The 16219-nt window shown below is 70.0% G+C and carries 18 protein-coding genes and 1 tRNA gene; 10 read left to right on the top strand and 9 right to left on the bottom strand.

Annotation, left to right across the window (positions count from 1 at the left end; genetic code table 11):
- Window positions 1-30: 30 nt before the first annotated feature.
- On the bottom strand, window positions 31-234 hold the full coding sequence (locus tag ACFQY2_RS02040) for a hypothetical protein (RefSeq protein ID WP_378743945.1): 204 nt from the start codon (window positions 232-234) through the stop codon (window positions 31-33).
- Between ACFQY2_RS02040 and ACFQY2_RS02035 the strand changes: the two genes are divergently transcribed.
- Both ACFQY2_RS02035 and ACFQY2_RS02030 read left to right on the top strand, forming a co-directional pair.
- Window positions 224-775: an SDR family NAD(P)-dependent oxidoreductase gene (locus tag ACFQY2_RS02035; RefSeq protein ID WP_378743944.1), complete on the top strand. Its 552-nt coding sequence runs from the start codon at window positions 224-226 to the stop codon at window positions 773-775. The genes ACFQY2_RS02040 and ACFQY2_RS02035 overlap by 11 nt on opposite strands.
- Before the next feature lie 172 nt (window positions 776-947).
- On the top strand, window positions 948-1334 hold the full coding sequence (locus ACFQY2_RS02030) for a hypothetical protein (protein WP_378743943.1): 387 nt from the start codon (window positions 948-950) through the stop codon (window positions 1332-1334).
- A gap of 59 nt (window positions 1335-1393) precedes the next feature.
- Here ACFQY2_RS02030 and ACFQY2_RS02025 read toward each other — a convergent pair.
- Window positions 1394-1467, bottom strand: a tRNA-Gly gene (locus ACFQY2_RS02025).
- 249 nt (window positions 1468-1716) lie between these two features.
- On the opposite strand from ACFQY2_RS02025, the gene ACFQY2_RS02020 reads away from it, so the two are divergent.
- From ACFQY2_RS02020 to ACFQY2_RS02005, 4 genes are read left to right on the top strand one after another with little or no spacing between them, the layout of a single operon-like run.
- The gene (locus ACFQY2_RS02020) at window positions 1717-2661 is read left to right on the top strand and encodes an ABC transporter ATP-binding protein (RefSeq protein ID WP_378743942.1); all 945 of its coding nucleotides are present in this window, start codon (window positions 1717-1719) and stop codon (window positions 2659-2661) included.
- Window positions 2658-3467, top strand: a complete 810-nt coding sequence (locus ACFQY2_RS02015) for an ABC transporter permease (RefSeq protein WP_378743941.1) — start codon at window positions 2658-2660, stop codon at window positions 3465-3467. Before ACFQY2_RS02020 ends, ACFQY2_RS02015 begins: the two co-directional genes overlap by 4 nt.
- A gap of 42 nt (window positions 3468-3509) precedes the next feature.
- On the top strand, window positions 3510-4805 hold the full coding sequence (locus ACFQY2_RS02010) for a sensor histidine kinase (RefSeq protein ID WP_378743939.1): 1296 nt from the start codon (window positions 3510-3512) through the stop codon (window positions 4803-4805).
- A complete protein-coding gene (locus ACFQY2_RS02005; RefSeq protein WP_378743938.1) occupies window positions 4802-5482 on the top strand; it encodes a response regulator in 681 nt (226 codons plus the stop codon). Before ACFQY2_RS02010 ends, ACFQY2_RS02005 begins: the two co-directional genes overlap by 4 nt.
- A 317-nt stretch (window positions 5483-5799) precedes the next feature.
- Here ACFQY2_RS02005 and ACFQY2_RS02000 read toward each other — a convergent pair whose 3' ends face one another.
- From ACFQY2_RS02000 to ACFQY2_RS01980, 5 genes are all read right to left on the bottom strand, one after another.
- Complete coding sequence (locus ACFQY2_RS02000) at window positions 5800-7110, bottom strand: histidine kinase dimerization/phospho-acceptor domain-containing protein (RefSeq protein ID WP_378743937.1); 1311 nt, start codon at window positions 7108-7110, stop codon at window positions 5800-5802.
- Complete coding sequence (locus tag ACFQY2_RS01995; protein WP_378743936.1) at window positions 7103-7825, bottom strand: response regulator transcription factor; 723 nt, start codon at window positions 7823-7825, stop codon at window positions 7103-7105. Before ACFQY2_RS01995 ends, ACFQY2_RS02000 begins: the two co-directional genes overlap by 8 nt.
- 50 nt (window positions 7826-7875) lie before the next feature.
- Window positions 7876-9702 (bottom strand): Ig-like domain-containing protein, encoded by a 1827-nt coding sequence (locus tag ACFQY2_RS01990; RefSeq protein ID WP_378743935.1) that lies wholly within the window; start codon window positions 9700-9702, stop codon window positions 7876-7878.
- A gap of 177 nt (window positions 9703-9879) precedes the next feature.
- Window positions 9880-10479, bottom strand: coding sequence for a signal peptidase I (locus ACFQY2_RS01985; protein ID WP_378743934.1), 600 nt, complete (start codon window positions 10477-10479; stop codon window positions 9880-9882).
- Window positions 10480-10504: 25 nt separating this feature from the next.
- Entirely contained in the window at window positions 10505-11068 is a 564-nt protein-coding gene (locus ACFQY2_RS01980; protein WP_378743933.1) for a TasA family protein, read from the bottom strand.
- A 153-nt stretch (window positions 11069-11221) separates the two neighbouring features.
- Between ACFQY2_RS01980 and dcd the strand changes: the two genes are divergently transcribed.
- The 3 genes from dcd (at window position 11222) to ACFQY2_RS01965 (ending at window position 13778) form a co-directional block, all read left to right on the top strand.
- On the top strand, window positions 11222-11827 hold the full coding sequence (gene dcd, locus ACFQY2_RS01975; protein ID WP_378743932.1) for a dCTP deaminase: 606 nt from the start codon (window positions 11222-11224) through the stop codon (window positions 11825-11827).
- 1 nt (window position 11828) lies between these two features.
- Window positions 11829-12506, top strand: coding sequence for a hypothetical protein (locus ACFQY2_RS01970; protein WP_378743931.1), 678 nt, complete (start codon window positions 11829-11831; stop codon window positions 12504-12506).
- A 72-nt stretch (window positions 12507-12578) separates the two neighbouring features.
- A complete protein-coding gene (locus tag ACFQY2_RS01965; protein WP_378743930.1) occupies window positions 12579-13778 on the top strand; it encodes an MFS transporter in 1200 nt (399 codons plus the stop codon).
- A 190-nt stretch (window positions 13779-13968) separates the two neighbouring features.
- Here the strand turns inward: ACFQY2_RS01965 and ACFQY2_RS01960 are convergent, their stop codons facing one another.
- Both ACFQY2_RS01960 and ACFQY2_RS01955 read right to left on the bottom strand, forming a co-directional pair.
- On the bottom strand, window positions 13969-14829 hold the full coding sequence (locus ACFQY2_RS01960; RefSeq protein WP_378743929.1) for a helix-turn-helix domain-containing protein: 861 nt from the start codon (window positions 14827-14829) through the stop codon (window positions 13969-13971).
- A gap of 84 nt (window positions 14830-14913) precedes the next feature.
- The gene (locus ACFQY2_RS01955; RefSeq protein ID WP_378743928.1) at window positions 14914-15591 is read right to left on the bottom strand and encodes a hypothetical protein; all 678 of its coding nucleotides are present in this window, start codon (window positions 15589-15591) and stop codon (window positions 14914-14916) included.
- Between the two features lie 85 nt (window positions 15592-15676).
- On the opposite strand from ACFQY2_RS01955, the gene ACFQY2_RS01950 reads away from it, so the two are divergent.
- Window positions 15677-16186, top strand: a complete 510-nt coding sequence (locus ACFQY2_RS01950) for a MarR family winged helix-turn-helix transcriptional regulator (protein WP_378743927.1) — start codon at window positions 15677-15679, stop codon at window positions 16184-16186.
- Window positions 16187-16219: the final 33 nt, after the last annotated feature.

The following is a 16219-nucleotide window of genomic DNA, read 5'->3' as shown; positions in this document are numbered from 1 at the left end:
CGACCGAAGCGAGCTCAGGACCTTCAGATGTCAGCGGGTGGCGAGACCGTCGACGATCACCGTCAGCATGCGACGGAGCTGCGCGGTCTGCGAGGGCGAACCCGCGACGGACAGCGCGCCGGAGATGAGCGCGCCCACGTCGACCGCATCGACGCCCGAGCGCAGCTCGCCCGCTGCCGCTCTGCCGGACGAGGTGATCGTCCTCCGCTCCGACAGCGGCTCGGTGACCGACATCCACGATCTCATCGCCCGGGTGGGCGAGGAGTTCGGATCGCTCGATCTGCTGTTCCTCAACGCGGGTGTCTTCCGACCGGCCGAGATCGCGGATGTGAGCGAATCGGAGTTCGACTCCCAGGTCGACGTCAACTTCAAGGGACAGTTCTTCACGATGCAGCGGGCGCTGCCGATTCTGAACGACGGCGGCTCGATCGTGATGACCGTCGGTCTCGGCGCGAGCCGCGGCAGCGTCGGCGCCGCGCTGGGGGCTGGAACGCGGGGTGCTCTGCTCGCGATGCTGCCGTCGCTGGCCGTCGAGTTGGCGCCTCGCCGCATCCGCGTGAACGCCGTGAGTCCGGGCATGACCGACACCCCGCTGCTCGACAAGCTCGGCGTGCCGCAGACCGCGCGGGAGGGCATCGCCGCGCAGATCCCGCTCGGTCGCTTCGCGACCGGACGCGATATCGCGGAGACTGTCGCGTTCCTGGCCTCCGAGGCGGCCGGTTACATCACCGGTCAGGAGATCACGGTCGCCGGCGGCCACGGACTGAGTGCCTGAGCGAAGAGCACGTGGTTCCCGCGGGGAACAGGGGGTCTCACCGACAGGATGCAAGGGGTAGCACCCAGGTGAGGAACGGTCCAGGTTGATCCATGACCTCCTTTACACACCAGGTCCTCGCCTCGATTCTGCGGGGAAGTGGCACGTATCCAGCGGATGCTAGCCTGACCGCATGAGACCGCTGGGGTGGGTCGTCTTCGTCATCGCGCTCGGTGCCATCGGGTCCGTCGTCACGCTCGCGATTCGGTCTGGAACGCTCGCCGAGACCTGGTATGTCGTGCCGATCCTCGTCGTCCCCCTGCCTGCATTCTGGGCGGCATTCTTCGGTCTGATGCTGTCTGACTCCATCGCCGCCGCGCTCATCGTCGGGCTCACGGGCCTCGTTCTCCCGGTTGCGGACTTCGGAATCGCTTACCTCGCGGCCGGAGATCTCGACCGTGCGCGGGGCTACGGTCTCACGACCAGCGTCGGACTGGCGCTCGCGGGCATTGTCGCGTTCGTGCTCATCGGCAAGGAGCGGAAGGTGCAGCGCCGTAGCACCGCCCCAGCGTCGGCTTAGCGTTCCACTCAGACAACAGCCCACGCTCGCGCAAGATCTCAACGCGGAAATTCGACAGGTGGAGGGGCTGACGGGAATCGAACCCGCGCTGTCTGCTTGGGAAGCAGAAGTTCTGCCATTGAACTACAGCCCCGCACGCCTCACGGCGCCTGGCCAGCATAACAAACCCGGACGGCCCGCTTCGCACGCGGCACAACTCCGCAGATCCGCGCAACTCAGCATCCGGATGCTGGATCTCTGCGGGATCGCGCAGATCTGCGGAGATGTGCCGACGCAGCCCGGGGCTGCCCAACCGGGCATGGCACCAAAGTGCCATGCCCTCCGGCAGGTTCATCCCGCAGGGGGACGCGCGCGCACCGTTCGCGGCCGTAGCGTCGAAGACATGATCACAGCAGAGGGCCTCGGCAAGAGGTACGGAGACAAGGTCGCGGTGGATGACGTGTCGTTCACCGTCCGTCCGGGGAGCGTCACAGGATTCCTCGGACCCAACGGTGCAGGCAAGTCGACCACGATGCGCATGATCGTCGGGCTCGACCGCCCCAGCACCGGCCGGGTCAGTGTGAACGGCAAGGAGTACCGCCAGCTGACCGCACCGCTCACCGAAGTGGGCGTGCTGCTGGACGCCAAGGCCGTGCACACCGGGCGCTCGGCGCGCAATCACCTGCGCGCCATGGCTGCCACCCACGGCATCCCGGCATCCCGCGTCGACGAGGTCATCGACATCACCGGCATCGGCTCGGTCGCGCGAAAGCGCGCCGGCGGCTTCTCCCTCGGCATGGGGCAGCGCCTCGGCATCGCCGCGGCCCTGCTCGGCGACCCGCACACGCTCATCCTCGACGAGCCCGTGAACGGACTCGACCCCGAGGGCGTCCGCTGGGTTCGCCAGTTCGTGCGACACGCGGCATCCGAGGGGCGCACGATCCTGCTCTCCAGCCACCTCATGAGCGAGATGGCGCAGACCGCCGACCACGTCATCGTGCTCGGCCGCGGCAAGGTGCTCGCCGATGCCGCACTGCCCGACCTCGTCCGCGCCTGGACCACCGAGCGCGTGCACGTGCGCAGCCCGCGCGCCGCAGAACTGGCATCCGCCGTCTCCGGCCGCGACGTCGAGGTCGTCACCTCCAGCCCCGACACCCTTGACATCTCGGGCCTGCCGGCGTCGCGCATCGGCGACCTCGCCTTCGAGCGCGGCATCCCGATCCACGAGCTCACCCCCACCAGCGGGTCGCTCGAAGACGCCTACCTCGCCCTCACAGGCGAGTCCGTCGAGTACCGCACCCGCGCCGTCCCGCAGGAGGGCGCACAGTTCGAGGAGGCACACGCATGACCGCCATCCAGGCCAGGGCCACCCACATCCCGACGACCACCTCGCGCCCGACCTTCGTCCGCCAGCTGCGCAGCGAACTCATCAAGCTGATGACCGTCCGCGGCACCTGGTGGTCGGTCGGCATCGTCGCCGCGCTCACGATCGGCATCGCGTTCATCGCCACCTCGGCGATCTCGCCACCGATCGACAACGTGATCATGGTCGTCGTCTCGCCGGTGCAGCTGACGATGATGCTGGCGGGTGTGCTCGGCGTGATCTCGGTCACCGGCGAGTACTCGACCGGCATGGTCCGCTCGACCTTCACCGCCAACCCGGTACGCGGCGCAGTCGTCGCGGCCAAGGCGGTCGTGCTGGCGGCGTTCATGTTCGTCGTCTCGCTGGCGCTCTTCCTCATCGCCGCGCTCGCCGTCTCACCGCTCGCCGCTTCGAAGGACATGGCGCTGGAATGGGCCGACCCGGCGGCGGTGATCCTGCCGATCCTGGCCGCTTCCGCCGCGATGGCGCTGTTCGCCCTGCTGGGGGTCGGCCTCGGCTTCGTGCTCCGATCGGGGGCGGGCGCGATCGCCGTCACCGTCGGCATCCTGTTCGTGCTGCCGGTGATCATCAGCCTCCTGGGCGTGCTCGCGCAGGACGTGCAGTGGATCGGCGAGCTCGGCAACTACCTGCCCTCCTCGGCGGCACCGCTCGCCATCCTGCCGCAGGACGGCGGCGCCATCAGCACCCCGGTCGCCTGGGTCACCCTCGTCGCATGGCCCGCCGCCGCCCTCCTGGGCGCCTGGGCCGTGGTGCGCGGGCGGGACGTCTGACCCCTCGACGGGCTCAGCGACCCACGCCGTAGAGTCATCAGCGTGTCCAGATCGCGCAGCCGCAGCTCTGTCGTCCTCCCCGACGACGAGCTGCGGCTGCCGCGTCCACCCGGCATCATCCGGCAGTTCTGGGCACGGCATCCGCGCTTCGCCGACATCCTGATCGCCCTGATCTGCCTGCTGCTGTCCGCGGGCGCGAGTGCCTCACCCGGCACCGACGCGGGCCCGGTCCCGCCATGGGGCGCGGTCGTCATCGGCGTCGCGCTGGTCGCCACCGCCGTGCTGATGGTCTGGCGTCGGCGCTGGCCCGTCGCTGTGCTGGCCGCCGCCGTGCTCGTCGACGTGTTGCTGCTGATCTTCACGCGCTCGTCGGGCGGACCCCCCTTCGCGGTCGCCGTGTACACGCTCGCCGTCCACCGCTCCACCCGGTCCACCTGGATCGGTTTCGGGGTGGGCGCGGCGATCACCGGAGGCCTGGCCTTCGCCTGGTGGGGCTTCGGAGGGCTGAGCCTGCAGGCAGCGATCAACTCGCTGCTCTCCGTCGGCATCCCGGGGCTCATCGGTGCGCTGATCGGCATCAACATCGGCAACCGGAAACGCTACATCGAGGCCGTCATCGACCGCTCCAGGCAGTTGCTGGTCGAGCGCGATCAGCAGGCCCAGCTCGCGGCCGCCGCCGAGCGCGACCGCATCGCACGGGAGATGCACGACATCGTCTCGCACTCCCTGACGGTCGTCGTGGCCCTCTCGGAGGGTGCCGCGGCGACCTCGGATCGGGACCGGGCGCGCGATGCGTCGATGGCCGCCGCTCAGACCGCCCGTGACGCGCTCGCCGAGATGCGGTCCATGCTGGGCGTGCTGCGAGACGGCGATGCGGATGCTCCGCTCGCTCCACTGGATGCGGTGAGTCCCGCAGACACGGTCGCGACGGCTCAGCGCGCCGGCTTCCCCGTCTCCCTCTCCACGCGTGGCGAGGCGGATGCCGCCCCGGCACTACGCTTCGCGATCGGACGCATCGTGCAGGAGGGCGTCACCAATGCCATCCGGCACGCGCCCACGGCCAGCACGATCGACGTGCGCATCGATCACGATGCGGAGCCGGTCGTCATCGAGATCGTGAACGACGGCGCATCGGGGTCGGTGTCCGACGCCGGCTTCGGTCTGCGCGGCCTCGCCGAGCGCGCTGCGCTGCTCGGGGGTGTCGTCGTCTCGGCCCCGACGGGGGAGGGGTGGTGGATGCTGCGCGCCGAGCTGCCGGATCCGACCGGCACTTCCGCGCATGCCGACGCCGACTCCATCCCGGCAACGGATGCAGAGACCCAGGAGAGCGACCGATGACCGACGCCCCCATCCGCGTGCTGCTGGTCGATAACCAGTCACTCATCCGCATCGGGTTCCGGCTGGTGCTCGAGGCCGAGACGGACATCGAGATCGTCGGCGAGGCCGGAGACGGTGCCGATGCGATCGCGCAGACGGCGGCGCTGGCCCCCGACGTGGTGCTCATGGACGTGCGGATGCCGGGCATCGACGGCATCGCCGCCACTGAGCGGATCGTGCGTCAGCATCCGCACGTCCGGGTGCTGGTGCTGACGACGTTCGACCTGGACGAGTACGCGTTCGGTGCGATCCGGGCCGGGGCGAGCGGATTCCTGCTGAAGGACGCACAGCGCTACGAACTGGTCGCCGCCGTGCGCGCGGTGCACCGCGGCGACGGGGCGCTCGCGCCGCGAGCCACGCGTGCCCTGCTCGACCATCTCGCGGCGCAGCCGGCAACGGACCCGCCGCAGTCCGCATCGCCGGCATCCGATCCTCTCGCCGAGCTGACGGACCGCGAGCGCGATGTGTTCCGGGCGATCGCGCGAGGCCTGAGCAACAGCGAGATCGCGGGAAGCTTCTTCCTCAGCGAGTCGACGGTGAAGACGCACGTGGGACGCGTGCTCGCCAAGCTCGGCGCGCGCGACCGTGTGCACCTCGTGATCCTCGCGTACCAGTGGGGGCTCGCCGACGCGGACTGAGCCGGGTCCTTCCCGGGGGGTGTGTCCCCTCCCCGGGCCGTGTCTCCTCCCCGGGCCGTGCCTCCTCCCCGCACCGTGTCTCCTCCCCGGGCCGTGTCTCACAAATGGCGGGTGCAGCCGGTCCGGACCCGCCACTACTGGAACACGGCCCGTACCCAGGTGCAGAAGTGGAGGGTGCGGATGCCGGGGACCCGCCATTTGTGGGACATGCCGCGGCGGGGAACACGCGGGGAAGAGGCGGGGAAGAGGCGGGGAAGGGGCGGGAGGTACGGGACCGGAAGGGAAACGTGCGGGAAAGCGGGTCTCGGCCCTGCCGATCAGTCCCGCGCGGGCAGGATCAGCGAGAACGTGGTGGTCTCGTCACCCTCGAGCAGCAGGTGCCCGCCGAGGGATTCGGCCAGCTCGGCCGACAGCGCCAGCCCGATGCCCTCGCCCGTTCCCGACCCTCCGCCCGATCCCGATCCCGATCCCGAGTCGGCCCCGGACGCCGAGACCGTTCCCGCTCCCGTGGCGCCGGACACCGAGTCACCGGCCGCGCGGGGGCGGCGCTGGAACACCGCATTCCCCTGCGGGCGGGGTCCCTCGTCGGAGACGTGCACGGTGACGTAGTCCCGGCGCCGTGCGCCGCTGATGGTCACGGTGCCCTGCCCGTGAGTGAGCGCGTTGTGGATCAGCACGTCCATGATCTGGGAGGCCGCCGTCGCCGCCGACCCCAGATCCGCGTCGACGTTCTCCACCCGGATGGCCCTGCCCGCCGACGCGGCCTGGGCGCCCCAGCGCTCGGCGGCGGAGTGGATCGCGGCATCGAGCGGTTCGGATGCTCCGCCGCCGGGCGCCTCCCCGCGAGCCAGCTGCAGCAGTTGGGTGATGGCATCAGCCAGCCGGTCGATCTCGGTCAGCGCGTGTCCGAGCTGCTCCCCGACCTTCGGCGGCGTCTCGGGCCAGAGCGACAGGTCCTCCAGCTCCAGACGCAGCGCCGTGATCGGCGTGCGCAGCTGGTGTGATGCATTGGCCGCGAACTCGTGCTCACGACGGATGCGGCGCTCGAGGGTGTCCGCGCTCTCGCGCAGCGCCTCGTCGATGGCGCGGGCCTCCGGGATCCTCATCCGGTCGCGCTCCGGTCGCAGGCTGCCGCGCCCCAGCTCACGGGCGATCTCGACCAGGCGCACGAACGGCCGGGACAGGGCGCGCGCCAGCAGGATCGCGGCGATCACCGAAGCCACCAGCAGGGCGGCGCCGATGAGGATCACCGGCATGATCGCCGTGGCGATGCGCTCTGAGAGCGCCGTGCCGGACTTGGTGATGGTGACGCTGCCCCCGCCGGCGACCTGCGCGGTGGCGCTCACCCCGTCCTCGTCGGGCACGCCGATGGACAGCTCCTGCCCGTCGGCGGTGACGTAGGTCGCGCTCTCGCCGTGGCCGAGCAGCGGCTCGAGGTACTCCTCGGTGACCGGTCCCGATTGCCCCCGTTCGGCGACGACGGCGGCGAGCAGATCCGCGAGCCGGTCGGCCTGCTGGGTCTGCGAGGTCTGCACCATCTCCGCCACCATGAACGCCCGCGGGATGCCATACAGCGCGATGATGGTCACGGCGAGGGCGACGAAGGCGAGGATCAGTCGCTCACGCATCCGGGGTCGTCTCGTCGAGTCGGAATCCCACGCCCCGCAGCGTGGTGATCCGCACCTCCGTACCGGATTCCTCGAGCTTCTGGCGCAGTCGGGCGATCGTGACATCCAATGTCTTGGTGGAGCCGAACCAGTTCTCGTCCCAGACCTCGTCCATCAACCGCTCCCGGGTGACGACCGCGCCGCGGCGCAGATCCAGCTGGGCGAGCAGGTCGAACTCCTTGGTGCTCAGGGGCAGCTCACGCCCACCGACGAGCGCACGCCGCGCGTCCACGTCGACCACGAGGGCACGCTCTGCCGTCGACGTCGGGGAGGACGCGGACGGGTCCTCGACCGGCGAGGCCGGGGCCGCACTCGCGCTTCGGCGCAGCAGCGCCCGGAGCCGGGCGAGCAGCTCGGCCAGGGCGAACGGTTTGGCGATGTAGTCGTCTGCGCCGACGTCGAGCCCGACCACGCGGTCCAGCTCGCCGTCACGGGCGGTGAGGATGATGATGCCCCCGGCGAAGTCCTGCTCGCGCAGGCGGCGGCACACGTCCAGGCCGTCCATGTCGGGCAGGCCGAGATCGAGGACGACGAGATCGATGTCTTCACCGGCGCGATCGAGCGCGGCCGCGCCCTCCGCGACTCGTTCCACGACGTACCCCTCGCGGTCGAGGGTGCGCAGCAGCGGCACCGCGATGCCGTCGTCGTCCTCCACGACCAGGATTCGTCGTCCCACGTGGTCGAGGCTATCAACGTCCGACTCATTCGATATATCGGGCCGTGTCATCAGAACTCCCTGTCCAGTGCACCCGATTCGGAGACGGGGGCGGTCGAGCATGGGGCGCCCGAGAGGTCGGTGGCCGATCCGGACGGCGACCAGACCATGGTGCCGGTCGCCGTCACCGTGCGCAGGGTGCCGCTGTTGGTCGGCGCTCCGACCGTGACGGTGACCACCGTCACGGCTGTGCCGTTGACCATCGCCGTCGTCGCGACCATCGTCACGGTGGCGGTCGACGTCTTGCCGGACTTGATGTAATCGCCGCGCAGGTTCACCGATCCGAGGGGCACCGCCGTGCTGCCCACCAGCAGGTCGAGTGTGTCGCCGGCGCTGCCGGTGCCCAGCAGAGCGCCGTCGCGCAGCCGCAGCGTGGCGGCGGTGGCGGCGCCATTCCACCCGGGCAGGATGCTGGCGGGCGACATCGCCTTGCTGTAGGTGAAGGTGATGCGGTCCCCGGTGTCGAGCCGACCGGCGATGCCGGTGGTGTTCGCCGTCTGCACGTCGAGCCCGCGCACCGGCGTGTTGTCGACGCGGCGTCCGCCCAAGACGGTCGAGACGGTCTGCTTGCCTGTGCCGTCGATGAGCAGCGCTCGCAGGTCGTAGAGTCCGTCGGCGACGGCCTGGGTGTTCCAGGCGCAGGTGTAGGGAGTGCCTGTCAGCACGCAGATCGGCGCCCAGCCCGTGGTGCCCGCCGGTGCGTACTGGACCGTCACCGAGGTCACTCCCGCGGTGGAGTTCGCGTTCACCGAAAGCGAGGTGGTCCCGGCGAGGTGGGCGCCGGGATCCTCGAGTGATATGGAGGAGATCGTGTTGTCGATCATCCGGTTGGCCACGATCGCCGAGGTGGTGACGTTGCCGGCGAAGTCTGTCGCGACCGCACGGAACGAGTACGCCCCGCGGGGGGCGACCATGGTGTTGAAGCGGCAGGAGTACGGCGCCTGAGTGGGCGTGCAGATCGTCGTCCAGGTCGACGTGCCGTTGGGCGCGTACTGGATCGCCACGGCGGAGATGCCGGAACCGCCGTCGGACGCCGTGGCCGCCAGGGTCACCGTTCCGCTGAGCGGCGTGCTCGGGTCGAGCATGGTCACGGCCGGGGCGGTGTTGTCGACGAGGACGTCGGTGAGCACAGGAGAGTAAGTCGTCGTGAGCAGCCGGGTCGCCGCGACGCGCAGATCGTACGATCCGTCGGCGACGCCGGTCGTGAGCCAGGAGCAGGAGAAGGGGGCGAGAATGTTCAGGCAGAGCGGCACGCTCTTCCAGTTGTCGCTGCCGGCCACCGCGTACTCGAAGCGGACGCTGTACAGGCCCAGCGGGCTGGCGTTCAGGAGGGTCGCCGTGAGTGCGACGCTGCCACGCAGGATCTCGCCCGGATCGCCGAGGGTCACACCGAAGGCGTTGCTCACCGTGGTGCGCACCTTCGCGGAGGTCGTGGCGTAGCCTGCGCGGTCGGTCGCGATGGCGCGCAGGTCGTAGGGGCCGTCGGCGATGGCCGCGGTGTTCCACGTGCAGCGGTAGGGGGCGCTGGTGCTGGTGCACAGCGTCGTCCACGTCGACGCGCCGGGTGTCTGCACCTGGAGCACGACGTTCGCGACGCCGGTCTCGCCGTCGGCCGCGTTCGCCGTGATCGTCACGGAGTCCTTCAGACCCGTGCCCGGATCGACCACGTCGACCGTCGGAGGCGTCCAGTCCACGGCGGCGGATGCCGAGCTCGGGGCGTTCGAGGACTGGGCCGTGTACATGGCGGAGGAGAAGCGCGCTCCGCCGAGGACGGGGACCGCGATGAGGATGCACGCCAGAACGACCAGCGCCGTGCTGCGCAGTGCCGTGCTGATCATCGCTATTCCTCTCTTCGGGGGGTGTACTCATGACGCTACGAGGAGGCGGGCTACAGCCGGATTACAGCAGCACATCAACAGGGCCACAGTTCCTGCCCCTCGCAGGAACTGTGGCCCGGCCGCAGGTCCTGCCCCTCGCAGAAGCTGCGGCAGCCGGCCCGATGCACGTGCCGGTGGTCAGAGGGTGATGGTGGTGGTCGAGACGGCGACCGGTGAGCCGGTGGCGACCCGGGCAGCAGGCGCTTGCGCGGGACGCAGGGCTCGGACGAGGTCGCGCAGATACATCAGCGCGATCAGCGCCGCCGGGATGCCGATCGCCGGCATCCGCACGATGGGCATCGACAGGCCGATGAAGATCCAGCCGAGCGTCGGGACCCATCCCTCCACGCGCGGCTGAGTAGCCGCGGCGAGGGTGAACGTCCACGGGTCGGCCGCGGCGTTCGCATCCCCCTTGGTCTGAAAGACGAGCCCGCTCGGCGCGGAGGCATCCTCGGTGACCGACAGGATGCGGTGCGTGACCAGCTCGGTGACGCCGGAATCGGCGGGAGGCAGATAGGTGATGACGTCACCCGCCTTCAAGTCGGTCACCGGGACTTCGCGTTCGAAGACGAGGGATCCGCGCTCGAACGTGCCCGACATCGATCCGCCCGTGATGACGTAGCGGTCGTAGCCGAGAAGCGCAGGGACGAGCATGAGCGCGACGATGAGCACTCCCACGATCGATGCGATCGTGAGGAGGCCGGTGCCGATTCGCCGGCTGGTGCGGGTGGCGCTCATGTTCGTCCTCGTCTGCGCTCGGGCCTTACTGGGCGATCGTGTCCGCAGCGGTCTGCGTGGAGTTCCAGGTGTACTTCGCCGTGGCGCTCTTGCCCTGCTCGACGTTGGTCGCCGACTGCGAGAGCGTGGTGCTGAACGCGTACTCGCGGGCCTCCCCGGCGGCGAAGGTGCCGAGGCTGAGTGGGCCGGCGGCGGTCAGGTCGCCGAAGGTACCCGACCAGACGGGGGTGGTGGCCTGCCCTGTGCGGGTGATCACGAGTGTGAGGTTCGACTTGGTGGCGAAGCCGTTCAGCGCCTCCTCGGTGAGGGTGAAGTCCGCGGGCAGGCTGCCGGAGTTCGTGATGGTCACCGTGCCGTTCAGCGTGTCGCCCGGCTTGAGGTTCGCAGCGGTGAAGATCGCGCTGCCTGACTTGGAGTTGCTCTGCGTGAGTGTGCCGGTGCTGAAGGCGTTTGCGGCGTTGACGGAGTTGGCGACGAAGTCCGCGCCCGAGCCGACGGTGATGGCGGCGGCGACCAGCAGGCCGGCGAGCGGCACGATGAGGCGCTTGCGCGAGCGGGTGGGGGTCTGGGCGGCGGTGTTCTCGTTCATGGTTCCTTCTCGGGATGAGGTCTGGTCGGGGAATGCCCCGTTGATAAGAAGCTATTCAGCCCCGGGTAACGGACGATCCACCGCCGGGCAACACGACGGCCATGCTTCGGCTACAGCTCTGCGGGCGGGCAACAGCACCGTTACGCTGAAGACGTGCTTCTCAGCGACCGCGACATCAAGGCAGAAATCGCATCGGGCCGGATCGGACTCAGCCCGTTCGACGGCGAGATGGTCCAGCCGTCCAGCGTCGACGTGCGCCTGGACCGGTACTTCCGGCTGTTCGACAACCACAAGTACCCCTTCATCGACCCGTCCGTGGAGCAGCCCGAGCTCACCCGGCTGATCGAGGTGGCGCCCGACGAGCCGTTCATCCTGCACCCTGGCGAGTTCGCCCTCGGGTCGACCTTCGAACAGGTGACCCTGCCCGACGACGTCGCTGCACGGCTGGAGGGCAAGTCGTCGCTGGGTCGGCTGGGCCTGATCACGCATTCGACCGCGGGGTTCGTCGACCCCGGTTTCAGCGGGCACGTCACCCTCGAGCTCGCGAACGTCGCCACCCTGCCCATCAAGCTGTGGCCGGGCATGAAGATCGGGCAGTTCTGCTTCTTCCGCCTGACCTCGCCGACCGAGAACGCCTACGGCACCGGCCCCTACGGCAACCGATACCAGGGACAGCGGGGACCCACGGCATCCCGCGCCTTCCAGAATTTCCACCGCACCGACGTGGGCACGACCGACGCAGGATCCATCGGAGGATGACATGGCCGACTCGAACCCGGAGCCCGGGAACCCGGATGAGGTGACGCCGGACGGCGTTCCGGATGCCGTGGGCCCGGATGCTGCTACCCCGGACGGCGTCCCGGATGCCGTGGGCCCGGATGCTGCTACCCCGGACGGCGTCCCGGATGCCGTGAGCCCGGATGCTGTGAACCGGGATGCCGTGGTGCCGCAGCTTCCCGGACTCGCCGATCTTCCGGCGATCCCCGAGCTGGCCGAACCGGACCTCACCATTCCCGCGCCGGAGATCCCCGACGCGGTGATCCCGCCCTCCCTGCTGGCGGAACCGGTCATCCCTCCCGCTCCGGGGGACACCTCGGCGAGACACGGGGACTCGCGTTCGACGTGGACTTCGGAGAGCGACGCTCCCGCCAGCATCCGCCCTCGGGCACGAGCTCGTGCTCGCCTGGCCGCAGCGCAGGCGGCTGCCACGCCCGTGGTGCCGGAACCTTCGCTCGCCCCCGAGGATGTCGTGCCGCCGGAGTCGGGTGCGTCATCGGGGAGCTATCGAGGTCTGACGATGGTGATCTTCGGCGTCCTGCTCGCTCTGCTGGTGGGCGCCATCGTGCTGATCGTGGTGCTGCTCAACGGCGGGTTCGCGCCGTCCGCGGATGCCGCGTCCATCGCAGGATTCGTCGGCGCGCACCCGCTGCCCGTCTAGCGCCGGACGAACGGTCGGATGCCGCGGACGTTGGGTCGGGTGCGGCATCCGTCTTCCGACCAGTCTGGAACCATGACCGCAACCGCACCTGTGCCGACCTCGACCGCGTCACCCCGCCGCATGCCCTATGCGGCGCTGCTGACGATGATGGCGATGAGCTTCCTTCTCGTCAGCGCCGAGTTCCTGCCCAACGGCGTGCTCACCGAGATCTCCGCGCAGCTGGGCGTCACCCCCGGTCAGGCCGGCCAGCTCGTCACGGTGACCGCGCTCGCCGGTCTCGTCGTCGCGCCGACGGTCGGACTCGCACTGCCTCGACTGGATCGACGGACACTGCTGGTGTGGATGGCGGTGCTCGCCGCGGTGTCGAACCTCGTGGTGGCGATCGCGCCGAGTCTGGTGCTCATGCTGCTGGCGCGCGTGCTGCTCGGCGCCGCCCTGTCGGGCTTCTGGACCATGTCGATCACGGTGGCCGCGCGCATCGCCGGACCGGAGCGGCTGGGCCGCGCGGTGATGTTCACCTCGGCGGGCACCTCGCTCGCGACCGTCGCGGGGGTCCCGGCTGGGGTGATGCTCAGCCAGCTGCTCGACTGGCGGGGGGTGTTCGGCATCGCCGCCGCGGTGACGGCCCTGCTCGCGGTGGCACTGTTCCTGCTGCTGCCGTCGGTGCCGGCCGAGAACGTCGCGCGCATCGGCGTCCTGGTCGAGACGCTGCGGCGGCCCGGCATCGGCCTGGGCTTCATCGGGCACATCCTGGTCATCTTCGGTCACGCACTCGCGTACACGTACATCCGTCTGGCTCTCGAGCGCGTGCAGGTGGCGGACGCTCTCATCGATGAGGGAACGGTCGTCGTGCTGCTGGCGGTGTTCGGCATCGGCGGCTTCATCGGCAACATCGTGATCGGCGCCGCCATCGACCGCACGTACCGGCTGCTGGCGGTGATCACGCCGCTGGTGATCGCCGTCGCGCTGATGGCCGTCATCCTGGGCGCGGGCTCGCTGTGGACGGTGGGAGCCGTCGCGTTCGTGTGGGGCTTCTTCTTCGCCTCGTGGCTGCTGATCGTCAACACCTGGGTCGGCCACCGGATGCCCGACCGCCTGGAGGCCGGCGGCAGCCTGGTCGTCGTCGGATTCCAGGCGGCGATCATGCTGGCGGCAGGAGTCGGCGGGATGCTCGTCGACGGGCTCGGCATCGAACTGGCCTACACGGCGGGGGCGGGCACGCTCGCTGTGGGTGCCGTCCTGTTCGGCCTGTCGGACCGCCGCGGGCGCTGACGCGGGCCGGCGGGGGAGGGGCGTTCTCGATCCCCGTCGTCGCGCGCGGATGGAGAACGTCGGTGGGAGGGCTCTGGAACCCGCCCTTTCCATCCGCAAGGCTGACGCACGGATGCAGAACGTCGGTGGGAGGGGCCGGGAACCCGCCGGTTCCATCTCATGGCCGCGCCCGGCAGGCCGCGTCCGGGCGTCAGACGGATGCCAGGGAACCCCGACTGCGCCAGGCCGACGGTGTCATGCCGGTGTGACGGCGGAAGGCGCGACTGAAGCCCTCGTCGGAGCCGTAGCCCAGCTCTCGGGACACGTCGCTGACGGCGCGGCCTTCGATGAGCAGGGCGCGGGCAGCGCGCATCCGGACCTCGGCGACGTGCTGTGCGGGAGAGCGACCGTATGCGGCACGGAACCGCTCGGCGAACACCGAGCGCGACAGGGCGCTCAGCGCGGCCATGCTCTCGACGGTCCAATCCCGGCCGGGGTCGCGGCGCACGGCCTCGATGACCCGCTCGAGGAAAGGATCGTCGGTGGCGGAGGGCCACCCCTGCGGGGCGCACCCGAGCTTCGCCCAGGCGCGGATCACCGACTGCAGCAGCATCGTGGCCATCATTCGGCAGATCACGAGATCGCCACTGCTCGTGCGTCCCGGCTCGTCACCCCCGATGTGCTGTGCGAGGGCGGCTGCCGCGGGCTCGAGCTCGTCGAAGCGGCGCAGCCAGGCGGTGTCGGGCAGCAGGTCGGAGAGGTGGGCCGCGCTGTCGGTCCAGTCCAGGTGCGACACCAGCGCGCTCGCGCCCGTCGGCACCCGGATGGTCAGTGGACGGTGACCGGCGACGAGCAGCGCATCGCCGGCATCGAGGCGATCGGGCATGTTCGCGCCTGACGGGAGCTGCACCTCGCCGTCGAGGACGTAGAGGATCGACAGCCCGTCGGCGCCGAGCACCGTCGCCTGATCGGCGACGGGGCGGATGCGGTGCTGCGAGCGGATGCCGATCGCGACGTCTCCGAGCAGGCGCTCCAGTGCGTCGCTCTGCGGGATGGGCGCGACGAGGCTCATGTCTCAGCAGAACCTTCCGTCGCGTCCCGCTATTCCGAAACGGCCCGGCGGCTGATGCCGTCGGGCCGTGTCGGCTGCTGATGCTCAGCCGTGATGATGATGGAAGTGGATGTGCGCCGGGGCGCCTCGACGCGAGAAGCGGTGCCGGCCGAAGCCTTCGCCGCGCGGGGAGCGGTCGCCGGGACCGAAGCCCTCGCCGTGCGCGCAGTCCGCGCCGTGGCCGAAGCGATCGCCGGTGCGGAAGCCCTCATGGTGATCGAAACCCTCGCGGTTACCGAGGTGTCTGCCGTGTCTGCGGTGACCGCCGGGGTGCCGACCGCCGTGACGACGCCGGCTGCGAGGGAGACGGCGACCCTCGGCCCAGCCGAATTCCCGCGCGATCTTCTCGAGCGATGCCGTCATGGTCGCGTACTCCTCGGGAGAGACGGCACCGGCCACGCGTGCGCGGATCTCGTCCACGGCGACGCCGAGACGCTGTTTCGCCAGCGTGCCGGGCTCAGTCAGAGCCCAGCCCTCGTTTCTGTGCTCGACCCAGCCGAGCTCGAGGAGGCGGTGCAGCTTGTGCTCGCCGAGCGGACGGTCGGTTCGCGCCGACCCGGGAAAGGTGTCGTCGATGCGGTTCAGCATCCGCCAGTCGCGACGGGCGATGCCCTCGTCCTCGAAGACGGTGGCGAACTCGGCGCGCAGCAGGCGGTCGACCGCCGTGATCCAATAGCCGAAGGGGCGGTGATTCTTGTCGGTGTTGTCGTCATCGGTGTTCATGGTGATCCTTTACATGTCATAGTGCATATGCATGTAGTGTGACATGCGAGTATGGTGCATGTCAAACCACATGTAAAATCGGGGTATGACCGCAGAGCCCTTGGACGCCGCAGACATCATCGCGGCTGCGCTGTCGAGGCTGCGCGGCCGGCGTCCGCACCAGCATCCGCATGAACACGGACCGCACGAACACGGGCCGCATGGGATGCGTCCCCCCGGGCGTCGCGGGCCGTGGGGCGCCGACGGTGGCCTGCGCCACGGGGCGCCGGCACTCATCCGCATGATCGAGGCACTGTCTGCGGCATCCGACCCGCTCAGCGTCAGTGGACTGGCGGAGGCCATCGGTGTGGATCAGCCGCGTGCGTCTCGTCTCGTGCAGCAGGGCGTCGACCGCGGCTGGGTTCGGCGGGAGGCCGATCCCGACGATGCTCGACGCACACGGATCGCGCTGACGCCCGAAGGCGCGCGTCTGTTCCGCGGAGTGCGCGGGGAGCGGCGCGAGGCGCTCGCCCGGGCGCTCACCGCCTTCACGGACGAGGAGAGCGCGGAGCTCGCCCGCCTGCTCACCAAACTCGCCGACAACTGGAGCGCCTGAGCGCTCGGTCTGCGCGATCGCAGCGATGCTCTG

Source organism: Microbacterium sp. GCM10027623 (assembly GCF_042666935.1).
Classification (GTDB): Bacteria; Actinomycetota; Actinomycetes; order Actinomycetales; family Microbacteriaceae; genus Microbacterium.
This window is presented reverse-complemented; position numbering and strand designations above follow the sequence as displayed.